General features: G+C 68.2%; 16 protein-coding genes. 5 read left to right on the forward strand and 11 right to left on the reverse strand.

The window, feature by feature from the left end; all coding sequences use genetic code 11:
- Positions 1 to 10: 10 nt before the first annotated feature.
- From KUV62_RS16240 to yajC, 10 genes are all read right to left on the reverse strand, one after another.
- Positions 11 to 577 (reverse strand): DsbE family thiol:disulfide interchange protein, encoded by a 567-nt coding sequence (locus tag KUV62_RS16240; RefSeq protein WP_261395712.1) that lies wholly within the window; start codon positions 575 to 577, stop codon positions 11 to 13.
- Positions 570 to 731: a heme exporter protein CcmD gene (gene ccmD / locus KUV62_RS16245; protein ID WP_222604781.1), complete on the reverse strand. Its 162-nt coding sequence runs from the start codon at positions 729 to 731 to the stop codon at positions 570 to 572. Before ccmD ends, KUV62_RS16240 begins: the two co-directional genes overlap by 8 nt.
- Positions 728 to 1,456, reverse strand: a complete 729-nt coding sequence (locus tag KUV62_RS16250) for a heme ABC transporter permease (protein WP_222604782.1) — start codon at positions 1,454 to 1,456, stop codon at positions 728 to 730. Before KUV62_RS16250 ends, ccmD begins: the two co-directional genes overlap by 4 nt.
- A 487-nt stretch (positions 1,457 to 1,943) precedes the next feature.
- Positions 1,944 to 2,600: a heme exporter protein CcmB gene (gene ccmB / locus KUV62_RS16255; RefSeq protein WP_222604783.1), complete on the reverse strand. Its 657-nt coding sequence runs from the start codon at positions 2,598 to 2,600 to the stop codon at positions 1,944 to 1,946.
- A complete protein-coding gene (gene ccmA, locus KUV62_RS16260; protein WP_222604784.1) occupies positions 2,597 to 3,211 on the reverse strand; it encodes a heme ABC exporter ATP-binding protein CcmA in 615 nt (204 codons plus the stop codon). The genes ccmB and ccmA overlap by 4 nt, the downstream gene beginning before the upstream one ends.
- Positions 3,212 to 3,304: 93 nt before the next feature.
- On the reverse strand, positions 3,305 to 3,658 hold the full coding sequence (locus tag KUV62_RS16265; protein ID WP_222604785.1) for an Mth938-like domain-containing protein: 354 nt from the start codon (positions 3,656 to 3,658) through the stop codon (positions 3,305 to 3,307).
- A 10-nt stretch (positions 3,659 to 3,668) separates the two neighbouring features.
- Positions 3,669 to 4,421 (reverse strand): sulfite exporter TauE/SafE family protein, encoded by a 753-nt coding sequence (locus KUV62_RS16270; RefSeq protein WP_222604786.1) that lies wholly within the window; start codon positions 4,419 to 4,421, stop codon positions 3,669 to 3,671.
- Positions 4,414 to 5,391: a protein translocase subunit SecF gene (secF, locus tag KUV62_RS16275; RefSeq protein ID WP_222604787.1), complete on the reverse strand. Its 978-nt coding sequence runs from the start codon at positions 5,389 to 5,391 to the stop codon at positions 4,414 to 4,416. Before secF ends, KUV62_RS16270 begins: the two co-directional genes overlap by 8 nt.
- Before the next feature lies 1 nt (position 5,392).
- Positions 5,393 to 7,054, reverse strand: a complete 1,662-nt coding sequence (secD, locus tag KUV62_RS16280) for a protein translocase subunit SecD (RefSeq protein ID WP_222604788.1) — start codon at positions 7,052 to 7,054, stop codon at positions 5,393 to 5,395.
- A 16-nt stretch (positions 7,055 to 7,070) separates the two neighbouring features.
- On the reverse strand, positions 7,071 to 7,358 hold the full coding sequence (gene yajC, locus KUV62_RS16285; protein ID WP_222604789.1) for a preprotein translocase subunit YajC: 288 nt from the start codon (positions 7,356 to 7,358) through the stop codon (positions 7,071 to 7,073).
- 365 nt (positions 7,359 to 7,723) lie between these two features.
- On the opposite strand from yajC, the gene KUV62_RS16290 reads away from it, so the two are divergent.
- From KUV62_RS16290 to KUV62_RS16310, 5 genes are all read left to right on the forward strand, one after another.
- Complete coding sequence (locus KUV62_RS16290) at positions 7,724 to 7,921, forward strand: hypothetical protein (RefSeq protein WP_222604790.1); 198 nt, start codon at positions 7,724 to 7,726, stop codon at positions 7,919 to 7,921.
- On the forward strand, positions 7,915 to 8,655 hold the full coding sequence (locus KUV62_RS16295) for a serine protease (RefSeq protein ID WP_315901590.1): 741 nt from the start codon (positions 7,915 to 7,917) through the stop codon (positions 8,653 to 8,655). Before KUV62_RS16290 ends, KUV62_RS16295 begins: the two co-directional genes overlap by 7 nt.
- A gap of 51 nt (positions 8,656 to 8,706) precedes the next feature.
- Complete coding sequence (gene serS, locus KUV62_RS16300) at positions 8,707 to 9,999, forward strand: serine--tRNA ligase (RefSeq protein ID WP_222604791.1); 1,293 nt, start codon at positions 8,707 to 8,709, stop codon at positions 9,997 to 9,999.
- Positions 10,000 to 10,001: 2 nt separating this feature from the next.
- On the forward strand, positions 10,002 to 10,703 hold the full coding sequence (locus tag KUV62_RS16305; RefSeq protein WP_222604792.1) for a hypothetical protein: 702 nt from the start codon (positions 10,002 to 10,004) through the stop codon (positions 10,701 to 10,703).
- A gap of 149 nt (positions 10,704 to 10,852) precedes the next feature.
- A complete protein-coding gene (locus KUV62_RS16310; protein WP_222604793.1) occupies positions 10,853 to 11,818 on the forward strand; it encodes a putative zinc-binding metallopeptidase in 966 nt (321 codons plus the stop codon).
- Positions 11,819 to 12,065: 247 nt separating this feature from the next.
- Here KUV62_RS16310 and KUV62_RS16315 read toward each other — a convergent pair whose 3' ends face one another.
- Complete coding sequence (locus tag KUV62_RS16315; RefSeq protein WP_222604794.1) at positions 12,066 to 12,473, reverse strand: SufE family protein; 408 nt, start codon at positions 12,471 to 12,473, stop codon at positions 12,066 to 12,068.
- Positions 12,474 to 12,555 lie beyond the last annotated feature (82 nt).

Here is a 12,555-nt window from a genome sequence, read left to right on the forward strand (position 1 = left end):
AAGGTCTCCGTCAGCGCCCCAGCGCTTCGTAGAGCTTCGGCAGGAACACATCCGTGTAGAGCGTCCCCGCAAGCGGGCCGACATGCTTGTGCAGCACCGTGCCGTCGCCCGCGACGATGAAGGTCTCCGGCGGGCCTGTGACCCCCCAGTTGATCGCCGCGCGGCCCTGCGGATCGAAGGGAACGCCGATGAAGGGCGAGCGCTCTTCGGTCAGGTAGCCCGACGCCGGCCCGGCCTTGTCCTTGAAATTGACGCCGACGATGCGCACGCCTTCGTCCTGCAGCTCGAGAAGGCGCGGATGCTCGGCCCGGCAGGGCGGACACCAGGAGGCCCAGAAGTTCACCACCGTCACCTCCCCGGCTCGCAGATCGGCATCGGTCACCGCCGGGAAGCCTTCGAGCGTGGTCTCGGGCAGCCCCGGCGCGGGCTGGCCGAGGAAGGTCGAGGGCAGCGTCGTGGTGTCACCGCGCTGCATGCCGAAATAGGCCATCACCGCGAAGGCGAGGAAGATCACCGGCGGCAGAATCATCAGCGGCGAGATCCGCCGCTTGCGGGTTTCGGGATTGGTCTCAGCCATGGGGGCGCTTGCTCCGCTCTTCGATCTTTTCCAGCTCGGCCCGGACCCGGCGCGACCTTGCGATGCTGGCAATGACCAGAACCGCCAGAAGCCCGAGCCCGACACCGTAGGAGGCGAGCACTGCGAAGGCGTATTTTCCGAGATCGGGCATCATGCCTGGCGCTCCCGTGCCATGAGCGCGCGGGCGCGGCGCGCGCGGATTTCCGTCTGGGTGCGCAGGAAGACCAGCGAGATGAACAGCAGCACGAAGCCCGCGATGCAGACCAGCGCCGGGTACCAGAACACGTCGGCGACGTTCTCTTCCTTGTCGAGCGACAAGGACGCGCCCTGGTGCAGGCCCTGGTTCCAGAACAGCACCGCGTAGCGCGACAGGATGGCGAAGACCGAGCCCACGAGGCAAAGGATCGAGGTCAGGTCGGCGGCGGTGTCGTCATTCTCGATCGCGGCCCAGAGCGCCATGTAGCCAAGGTAGAACAGGAACAGCACCAGGAACGAGGTCAGGCGCGGATCCCAGGCCCACCAGGTGCCCCACATCGGCTGGCCCCAGAGCGCGCCGGTGGCCAGCGCTATGATCGTGAAGGTGGCCCCCACGGGCGCGGCGGCGCGGGCGGCCAGCGCCGAGACATGGTGGCGCCGGATGATCCAGACCAGCGAGGCCACCAGCATCATCACCCAGGCGTTGATCGCCATCATGGCGGCGGGGACGTGCAGGTAGAAGATCTTGACGGTCGAGCCCTGCCGGAAGTCATCCGGGGTGAAGAAGAAGCCCCAGACCAGCCCGGTCACGAGGCACAGCACCGCCCCGACCGAGATCCACGGCAGGACCTTGTCGGTGGTGCGGATGAATTTGACAGGGTTGGCGTATTCCCAGATCGACATGGCTCTCCCCGTAGCGCAAGTGTCGCAGTGTTTCACCTGAATTTTCCGTCAGGAGCAAGGGTCGTGGCGCCGCAGGGGCTGGTGGAGGCCGCTTCTATAGGCCCCGGCGCTGCAGGGGATACGCGCGAGGGTTGATTGCAGGATTGGGATGGTTTCGAAAACAGGATCCGCCCTCGCCCTCGAGACACGGGCGCCGCCGCGCCAATCGCCGGCCCGCGGGATCGCGAACGGACCGTTGATCCTCTCGATTTATCCCGGCCAAATCCGAGGGATCTCGACACACGGCACCAAGCGTCACCAAATCGGCAGCCCGATGGGGCGGGTCATGCCGAAGGCATACTTTCAGCAAGACGATGGCGCGCCTCTCGGCGTTTGCTTGCAAACGCCTGCCGGCAACACATCGCAAGATGCGATGTGTGAGAGGCGGCTCCGCCTTGATTCCGCGCGGGCATTGCTCGGATGTCAGGACGGTCGCGAGAGCCACGCCTCAGCGCAGATTGATGCGCAGCACCGCCGCACTCGCAAACGGCAGCAGCGCGATCACCCCCGCGCTGATCCCCGCCAGCATCAGGAGCGGCGTCTGCACCGCCAGCCCCTCCGCCCCGCGCCGCGCCACCTCGGCGCCGAAGATCAGCGTCGGCACATAAAGCGGCAGCACCAGCAGCGATAGAAGCAGCCCGCCGCGCTTCAGCCCCACCGTCAGCGCCGCGCCGAAGGTGCCGATCACCGACAGCGCCGGGGTTCCGGCGCCAAGCGAGACCAGCACCCAGAAATAGCCCTCGAGCGGCAGGCTCAGCAGCACGCCCAGCACCGGTGCGGCCAGCACCAGCGGCAACCCGGTGGTGAGCCAATGCGCCAGCGCCTTGATCGAGACGATCCCCTCCATCGGCAGCGGCGCGGTGGCCAGCAGGTCGAGCGAGCCGTCCTCCCAGTCGAGCGCGAAGATCCGGTCGAGCGACAGGAGGCAGGCCAGCAGCGCGCCGATCCACAGCACCCCCGGCGCGATGCGCGACAGGAGCCCGGTCTCGGGGCCAACGCCGAAGGGCACCAGCACCGTCACGATGAGGAAGAACGCGAGCCCGAGCCCGAAGCCGCCGCCGGCCCGCACCGCGAGCCGCAGGTCGCGTGTCAGCAGCGCGATCACAGGAAGGCCTCGTCCTGCAGCGCCGCCCGCGGGCTGGCCTTGAACGGGGTCACGTCGAACACCTCCGCCTCGGGAATGCCGAGATCAATATGGGTCGCCATCAGCGCCGCCCCGCCGCCTTCCAAGTGGCGCCGTACCGCTTGCGCGAAGAGCGCCACGGAGGCAGTGTCGAGCGACACGGTGGGCTCGTCCAGAACCCAGACCGGGCGGCCGGTGACCATCATCCGCGCCAGCCCCAGCCGGCGCTTCTGCCCGGCGGAGAGATTGCCCGCAAGACGATCCTCGAGCCGCTCGAGGTCGAAATCGCGCAGGGCGGCGGAAATGTCGGTGGTGCCGAAGACCTGCGCCCAGAAGCGCAGGTTCTCGGTGACGCTCAGCATGGCCTTGAGCCCGTCGGAATGCGCGGCATAGGCGATGCGCTCGCCCGCGCCCTCGATGCGGCCGGCATAGGCCGGCTGCAGCCCGGCGATGGTGCGCAGCAGCGTGGTCTTGCCCGAGCCATTCGGCCCGCGCAGCACCAGCGCGCGGCCCGGGGCGAGCGCAAAGCTCACCCCTTCCAGCACCGGCACCCCGCCCCGGGACACCGCAAGATCGGTCACGCTCAAGTTCATGAGGATGGGAGTAGCGCAGCCACGGCAGGAGCGGAAGCGTCAAAACCGCGCGGGCCCGCAGCCCGCATCCGCCAGATCCGCATCAGCGCCGGCTCAGACCGGCAGCACCGCCAGCGCCACGCGGCGGCCTTCGCCCAGAAGCACGTTGTAGGTGCGGCAGGCCGAGGGCGTGCTCATCACCTCGACGCCGACGCCCGCGGCCTCGAGCCTGGCCGAGAGCGGCTTGGGCAGCGGCACCAGCTCGGCGCCGGTGCCGACGAAGAGCACGTCGATGTCGGCGGCGAGGTCGAGCAGCGCCGCCTCGTCCTCAAGCCCGCCCCAGCTGCGCGCGCCCTCGATCGAGACGCAGAGCGCACCGTCGAGCGGCTGGCCGCCGATACGGAAGAAGCCGGGGCCGTAGCCATCCACCGGCGTCGCAGCGCCGAAGCTCACGTCATTCATCTGCATGGTATTTCCCCTAGTCCCATACCGGCAGCCCCAGAAGGATCGCCGCTGCGATGATCAGGTAGGATACGGTGCGATATTCCCCTTCCCGCGCCGGATCGAACAAGGCCTGACCAAGTTTCGTGCCCAGACCATATGGCAGAAACATGAGGAATCCAAGCGGGATGGCCGAGGGGCTCAAGGCGCCCTGCAGCGCCATGAGCGGCAGCAGCAGGGTCGAGGTGATGGTGAGGAAGACGAGGATGGTGGCGCGCGAGCGGGCCACGCTGTCCTGACCGGCGAGCTGGAACAGGATCAGCACCGGCCCCAGGAGCCCCGTCGCACCGCCGACGAAGCCGGTGGCGCCGGCCACCGCCGCGCGTGCGGTCGGCCCCGGCGTGGCGCGGTAGCGCAGCCCGCTGACCAGCGCCACCAACGTGATCGCAGCCACCGCGATCACCGCCCAGCGAAGCAGGGTCACGTCGGCCTGCTTCAGCACCCAGATGCCGAGCGTCACCATCGGCAGCGCGCAGAGCACCATCAGCGTGGTGCCTCGCCGGTCAACCTGTGGCAGCGCCCGCGGTAGCACGGTGAAGATCGAAACCAGGGTGGCGAGGTTGAAGGAGGCGATGGCGGCCTCGACCGGCAGGAAGATCGTCCCCACCGGCATGAAGACCAGCGCCGCGCCGAAGCCGGCAAAGCCGTAGACCAGCCCCGCGATGAAGCAGGTGGCCAGCATCACCCAAAGCCCCGGAATGGCGAGGCTCTGGGCAAGGATTTCAGACACTCGCGCCGCCGGCGGCCTTCTTGGCCTCGCCTTCCGCTTCCGGCTTCGACCAGTCGCGCTTGACGCCGAGCCAGAGCAGGATGGCCGAGGCCACGAAGATCGACGAGTAGGTGCCGACGAAGACGCCCCAGATCATCGCGAAGACGAAGCCGCGGATCACGTCGCCGCCGAGCGCGAACAGCGCGAACAGCGCCAGCAGCGTGGTCAGCGAGGTCATGATGGTGCGGCTCAGGGTCTCGTTGATCGACAGCACCAGCACCTCTTTCAGCGGGCGCTTCTTGTACTTGATCAGGTTCTCGCGGACCCGGTCGAACACCACCACCGTATCGTTGAGCGAGTAGCCCACGATGGTCAGCAGCGCCGCGATGATCGCGAGGTCGAACTTGATGCCGACTTCCGAGAACACCCCGATGGTCAGCAGCACGTCATGCACCAGCGCGGCGACGGCGCCCACGGCAAATTGCCACTCGAAGCGCAGCCAGATGTAGATCAGCACCGCCGCGATGGCGAGGCCCACGGCGATGAAGGCGGTCTGGATCAGCTCGCCCGACACCTTGGGACCGACGCTCTCGACCGAGACGAAGCGGATGTCGGGGGCGACCTCCTGCAGCGCCGCCTCGACCGCAGCCACGGTCTCGGCGGTGACCGCCTCCTGCCCGTCCTGCGCCGCGATGCGGACCATGGCGACGTTTTCGTCCGGGCCGAAGGTCGGGTCGAAGACCTCGGAGATGGTGCTGTCGCCCAGCCCCAGCGCGCTGATCGCGTCGCGATAGGCGCCGACATCGACGGGCTGCGCGCTCTCGGTGCGGATCGTGGTGCCGCCGCGGAAGTCGATGCCATAGTTCAGGCCGCGCACGCCGAAGCTGACCATCGCCAGCACGATCATGAAGGCCGAGATGCCGAGCCACAGCTTCCAGTGCTTGAAGAAGTCGAAGGAGGTTCCGTCCTTCACCAGTCTCAGATGGCGCATGTCAGATCTCCAGCGTCTTGGGGCGGCGGCGTTCGAACCACATCACGATCAGCAGGCGCGTGACCCAGATCGCGGTGAAGACCGAGGTCACGATGCCGAGGCCGAGCGTGATGGCGAAGCCGCGCACCGGGCCGGAGCCCATGACGTAAAGGATGATGGCGGTGATCACCGTGGTGATGTTGGCGTCGACGATGGCCGAGAGCGCCTTCGAATAGCCGAGCTCGATGGCCCGGGCCGGGCCGCGTGCCGATTTGATCTCTTCGCGGATGCGTTCGAAGATCAGCACGTTGGCGTCGACCGCCATGCCGACGGTGAGCACGATGCCCGCGATGCCGGGCAGCGTCAGCGTCGCGCCGATGGCCGAGAGGATGCCCATGATCAGGCCGATGTTGAGGATCAGCGCCACGTTGGCGAAGAGCCCGAAAAGGCCGTAGCTGAGGAACATGAAGATCAGCACCGCGGCGAAGGCCACGCCGGTGGCGAGCTTGCCCGCGTCGATGCTGTCCTGCCCGAGCTCGGGGCCGATGGTGCGCTCCTCGAGGAATTCCATCCCCGCCGGCAGCGCGCCTGCGCGCAGCAGCACCGCGAGGTTGGTCGATTCCTCGATGGTGAAGTTTCCGGTGATGATGCCCGAGCCGCCGGGAATGTGGCTCTGGATCACCGGGGCCGAGATCACCTCGTCGTCGAGCACGATGGCGAAAGGCGAACCGATATTCTCGGCGGTGTAATCGCCGAACTTGCGCGCGCCGCTCGGGTTGAAGCGGAAATTGACCGCCGGACGGCCGTTCTGGTCGTAGCTCGGCTGGGCGTCGACCAGCTCCTCGCCGGTGACCACCGGGGCGGTCTCGAGGATGTAGAACACGCCCACCTCGTTGAGCGAGGGCAGAACCTCGTTGCCGACGCCGGCGTTTTCGCCCGCGCTCGAGGCGCGGCCGACGACCGGCTGGAAGGTCAGCTGGGCGGTGGTTCCGATGATGTCCTTGAGTTCGGCGGCCGAGCCGATGCCCGGCACCTGGATCAGGATCCGGTCGGAGCCCTGGCGCTGGATCGTCGGCTCGCGGGTGCCGACCTCGTCGATGCGACGGCGGATGATCTCGAGCGATTGCTGCATGGTGCGCTCGTCGGTGGCGCGCTGTTCGGCCTCCGAGAGCGTCACGACGATGTCGCTGCCATCGCCCGCGACCTGCAGGTCGGTGGCGCCGGCCCCGGTCAGCGAGACCACCGGCTGCGCCAGTCCGCGCACCAGCTCGAGCGCGCGGGCCATGCCGTCGGGATTGGAGATGCGCACCCGCAGGGTGCCGGGATCGGAGGGCTGAAGCCGGATCGTGCCGACCTCGTCGCGGGCGCCGCGAAGCACGTCGCGCACCTCGGGCCAGAGCGCCTCCATGCGCGCGGCATAGACATCCGAAAGCCGCACTTCGGCCAGCAGATGCGCGCCGCCGCGCAGGTCGAGGCCGAGGTTGACGAGGTCCGAGGGCAGCCAGGTCGGCCACGCCGCCGCCTGCGCCTCGCGCTCGGGCGTGCTGCCCTGCGCCTCGATCGCCTTCACGGCATCATTGTGCGATTCAACGCGATTATAGAAGAGGTTCGGCGCCGCCAGCACCAGCCCCGCCACCACCAGCGCCCAGATGAGGACGCGTTTCCAGGTATCGATCTGCAGCATGTCGGCGCCTAGGGGCTCAGCTCTCGGCCGGCTCGGTCTTGGACAGGACCTGCGTCACGGTGTTCTGCACCACGCGGACCTTCACGCCCTCGGCGATCTCGACCTCGATCTCGTTGTTGTCCTTGACCTTGGCCACCTTGCCGATGATGCCGCCCTGGGTAACGACCTGGTCGCCCCGGCGCAGCGCCGCGACCATCTTCTGGTGCTCCTTCATCTTCTTCTGCTGCGGACGGATGAGCAGGAAGTACATGATCGCGAAGATCAGGATGAGCGGAAGGAATTGTCCAAGCGCGGCTGGGTCCATGGGCGGGCTCCTCAGATGGAATGAAAGCGGGGGAAGCCCCCGGTCAGGTCGCGCGGAACCTATGTGCGAACGTGGACGGATGCAAGGAGCGTCGGGCGCAAGCGCCTGAGGGCCGGCCAGATGCGCCGGGTGCCGTCGGGTGAACTGTCGCGGCGCCCAACCCGAGCAGCGTTGCAGCGCCGAAGCCGGCGCCCGGTTCCGCCGGGCAACGACTGGCCGCCCCGCTCTGCCACTGCATTGCACAGACCGCGCCAGACGGGGTCCGCCCCGGCACCGCGACCGCCTGCCCCCTTGCCGCAGCCCGCCCCCAGCGCCTAGGCTGAGGCGAGAGCCCGCGCTTCGGGCGCAAGAAGAGGTTGAGCCCCATGCGTTTGTTCCTGATCCTCGCCCTCGCGGGCACCGCGCTTGCCGGCTGCGAGCGCTGCAATCCCAAACCCAGCGCCAATGTGAATGTCGGGGTCGGCACCGGCGGCGTGCGCACCGGCGTCAATGTCGGACAACGCTGCGGCCCGGTCTATGTCGGCATGAGTGCCGGGGAGTATTACCACCCCAACTGGTGGTGAGCCCACTCCGCATTGCCGGCGCCCTCACGGCGCTGGCCCTCGCCCTGCCCGTCCCGCTCGCCGCGCAGGATCCCGAGACCCGCATGATGACCCCGCGCGACGGCGAGCTGCCCGCTGTCGCCCGCGACCAGCTCGCGGACTGGCAGGCCGTGGGCCGGCTCAACACCCGCGGCGTCAGCCGGCTCGGCATGTGCAGCGCGGCGCTCGTCGCCCCCGACACGCTGCTCACCGCCGCCCACTGCCTTGCCGGCCCGGATGGCAACCCGACCTCGCCCGACATGCTGCACTTCGCCGCGGGCTGGTATGGCGGCGACTCGGCCGCCGACAGCCCTGTCGCGTCCTACGAGATCCACCCGCAGGCCTATGCCCGAGTCCAGCTCGACGTCGAGCACGACATCGCGCTGGTCTACCTCGCCGAGCCGATTTCCGAGGTCGACCCGCTGCCGCTGGGCAGCCGTCTCGCCCCGCCCTTCGCGCTGGCGGGCTACCACGATCACCGCCCGCACCGGCTCTCGGCCCGGTTCGACTGCGCGGGCCGCCCGGTCCACCAGTTGCTCTTCGTCGACTGCCCGGTGCGCCCCGGAAATTCCGGCGGCCCCGCCCTCAGCGGCGGCCCGGACTGGCAGATCGTCGGGGTGGTGACCGCCTCGGCGCGCGGCAATGCGCTGGTGGTGCCGGTCGATGAATGGGTCCGCGCGCAGCTGTTGCAGGGCGCCCCCTACACCTCCGAGTGAAAAGAGGGCATAACCGCCCCGACTCGAACCCGAAAAGAAGGACAAGGGACGATGCACGACATCCGCGCCATCCGGGAAAACCCCGCCGCTTTCGACGCGGCGCTCTCTCGCCTCGGCATGGAGCCGCAATCGCCCTCGATCCTGAAGATCGACGAGGACCGCCGCGCGGCGATCCACGCCGCCGAGACCGCACAGGCCGACCAGAAGAAGGCCGCCAAGGATGTGGGCGCCGCCAAGGCCGCCGGCAACGAGGAAGAATTCGAACGGCTGCGCGCCCTGGTGGGCGCCAAGAAAGCCGAGGTCTCCGAGATGCAGGACCGCGCCAAGGCGCTCGACGCCGAGCTCGACGCGCTGCTGATGGGCCTGCCCAACCTGCCCTTCGACGACACCCCCGAGGGCGCAGACGAGGAGGACAACGTCGAGATCCACCGCTGGGGTACTCCCCGCAGCTTCGATTTCGCTCCCAAGGAGCATTTCGAGATTGCCGGCGTGCAAAAGGGCATGGATTTCGAGACTGCGGCCAAGCTCTCCGGCTCGCGCTTCGTGGTGCTGTCGGGCGGCGTCGTGCGCATCCACCGGGCGCTGGCGCAGTTCATGCTCGACACCCATATCGAGGAGAACGGCCTCACCGAGACCTGGACCCCGGTGCTGGTGCGCGAAGAGATGATGTACGGCACCGGCCAGCTGCCGAAATTCGGCGAGGACAGCTACCAGACCCGCGAGGGCTGGTGGCTGGTGCCCACCGCCGAGGTGACGCTGACAAACATCGTCAACGGCATGACCGTCGAGGAAAGCTACCTGCCGCGACGCTATGTGGCCCACACCCAGTGTTTCCGCTCCGAGGCGGGCTCGGCCGGGCGCGACACCTCTGGCATGCTGCGCCAGCACCAGTTCGAGAAGGTCGAAATGGTTTCGGTGACCCATCCCGACAAATCCCGCGAAGAGCATGACCGGATGACAGCCTGCGCGCAGGGCATCCTCGAGAAGCTCGGCCTGCCCTACCGCACCGTGGTGCTCTGCACCGGCGACATGGGCTTCGGCGCGCGCCGCACCCATGACATCGAGGTCTGGCTGCCCGGGCAGGACACCTACCGCGAGATCTCCTCGGTCTCGGTCTGCGGTGATTTCCAGGCCCGCCGGATGAACGCCCGCTTCAAGCCCGCGGGCGGCGGCAAGCCGGAATACGTCCATACGCTGAACGGCTCGGGCCTCGCCGTGGGCCGCTGCCTGATCGCAGTGCTCGAGAACGGCCAGCAGGAAGACGGATCGGTCAAGCTGCCCGAGGCGCTGCACCCGTGGCTCGGCGGCAAGACCACCCTCACCGCCGACGGCGAGCTGGTCTGATCATGCAGCTTCTCTGGGCGGTCCTGGTGTTTCTGGCCGCGGTGGTCTTCGCCGCCGGGCCGGTGCTGTTCCCCGGCTTCAACGGGTTCGACCCGGCCGCCTTCCCCGTCCCGCAGGACAACCCGCCGGTGCAGCCGGCGGGCTATGCCTTCGCGATCTGGGGGCTGATCTATCTCTGGCTCATCGCCGGCACCGGCTTCGGCCTGTTCCGCCGCGCCGACGCGCCCGACTGGCAGCCGCACCGCCAGCCTCTGTTCATCAGCCTCGCGGTGGGCGTGGTCTGGCTGCCGGTGGCGCAGCTCTCGCCGATCGCCGCCACCGCGATGATCTGGGTGATGCTGGTCACCGCGCTGCTGGCGCTGTTCCGCACCGGCGACATGGACCGCTGGCTGCAGGTCTCGCCGCTGGCGGTCTATGCCGGCTGGCTCACCGCCGCCTCCTCGGTGTCGATCGGCCTGCTTCTGGCAGGCTACGGGCTGCTCGGGCCGACGCCGGCGGCGCTGGTGGCGCTGGCGATCGCGCTCGCGATCGCGCTGGTGATCCAGTACCGGCTGCACCGCGCACCGCTCTATGGCATCACGGTGATCTGGGCGCTGGTGGCGGTGATCGTCGCCAACTCCTCGCCGCTCAACATCGCCGTGGTCGGGCTCTCGGTGGTCGGCATCTTCGCCATTCTCGCGCTGCGCGGCACCGACACCGAGTGAGCGCCTCACGGCGCTTGCACCGGCGGCGCTTTTCCGCAATCTGACCCGGCGTCATCCCCGGCTCTTGCGCCTGATGGGCCGGCGCGATGGAACTCGCACCGCGCCGCCGCCGTTACTGGCACACGGAACCCCCGGGTCAGGACCCCACGATGCAGATCTTTCAGTGCCCCAATTGCGGCGCCCCGCTCTACTTTCACAACACCGGCTGCACCTGCGGCCAGCAGGTCAGCTTCGACCCCGATGCGCAGCGCATGCTGCCGCTGGCCGAGCCTTGCGCGAATCGCGAGCTCATCGGCTGCAACTGGATGGCCGAGAACGGCGAGCTTTGCCGCTCCTGCGCCATGACCGAGATGCTCCCCGACCTGCGCGAGAACGGCAACCGCCCGCTCTGGGAGACCTCGGAGCTGGCGAAGCGCTGGATGCTGGCCAACCTCGCCCGCTGGGGCTGGTTCACCCCGGTCGATCCCGGCTCCCGTCCGGTGTTCAAGCTGCTCTCGGAGCAGACCGCCGCCGGCCAGGCCGACATCATCATGGGCCATGCCAACGGCATCATCACCATCAACGTCACCGAGGCCAGCGACGCGGTGCTGGCCAAGCGGCAGGAAGAGCTCGGCGAGCTCTACCGCACCATGCTGGGCCACATGCGCCACGAGACGGCGCATTTCCTGCACCTGCGGCTCTCCGAGAACCCGGACTTCCTCGAGCAGTTCCGCGCCCTCTTCGGTGACGAGCGCGCCGATTACGGCGCCGCGCTCGAACAGCACTACGCCAACCCGCAGCCGGCCGACGAGACCCACATCACCAGCTATGCCACCGCCCACCCGCACGAGGACTGGGCCGAAACCATCGCGCACCTGCTGCACCTGATCGACCTCGTCGACAGTGCCGCCGCCGCCGAGCTCGCGCTCCCAGGCGGTCCGCCCTCCGGACACGATGCCTACGCCGCCTCCGATACCGAGGCCGAGATCACCATGGCCGTCGACCTCTCGATCGCCATGAATCACGTCAACCGCGCCATGGACCTGCCGGATCTCTACCCGTTCGTCCTGGCCCAAGGGGTTCGCGACAAGCTCGCCTTCGCGCATGGCTGGCTGCGCCGCAACGGACACGGCTGACGCGCCGCCCGGCCGCGATCTTCGGCCTGCCTCCGGCGGGAGTATTTTTGACGAAGAGAAGACAGGGGCGCTCTCCCCGTGTCTTCTCTGATTTACAAATACCTCGGGGGTGAATTGGCGCACAGCGCCAAGAGGGGGCAACGCCCCCTTCAGCGGCGGCCAAGGCCTGCGGCGGCTGCACCCATCGCGTCCTCGCCTCACTCCAAATCTAAAAATCGACCTTCAAAGATCTGAATCAAAAAAAGAATCAGGCCTCGGAGGCGGTCGTCTGAATGCGCTCGACCATCGCCCGCAGACCGTTCGAGCGCTGCGCCGAAAGATGTTCGTTCAGCCCCAGCCGTCCGAGTTCCGCGCGGGCGTCGAGCTTGGCGACCTCGGCCACGGGCAGGCCGTCATAGAGCTTGTGCAGCACCGCGATAAGGCCGCGGACGATCATCGCGTCGCTGTCGCCCTGGAAGTGAAACACCCCGGCCTCGATCTGCGGATGCAGCCAGACCTGGCTTGCGCAGCCCTCGACCTTGGTGGCCGGCACCTTCAGCGCCTCGGGCAGCGGCGCCATCGCCTTGCCCATCTCGATCACCATGCGGTAGCGGTCTTCCCAATCCTCGAGAAACTCGAAATCCTCGACCACCTCTTCGAAGGCTGCCTGTGCCATGCGTGTCTCCTGCTGTCGTCCCAACAGGTAGGCAGGGAGAGGCCAAAGGTCCAGCCCCCGAACGCGGCGCTTTTCAAGTCTG

The organism is Salipiger bermudensis (genome assembly GCF_019801965.1).
Lineage (GTDB): Bacteria > Pseudomonadota > Alphaproteobacteria > Rhodobacterales > Rhodobacteraceae > Salipiger > Salipiger bermudensis_A.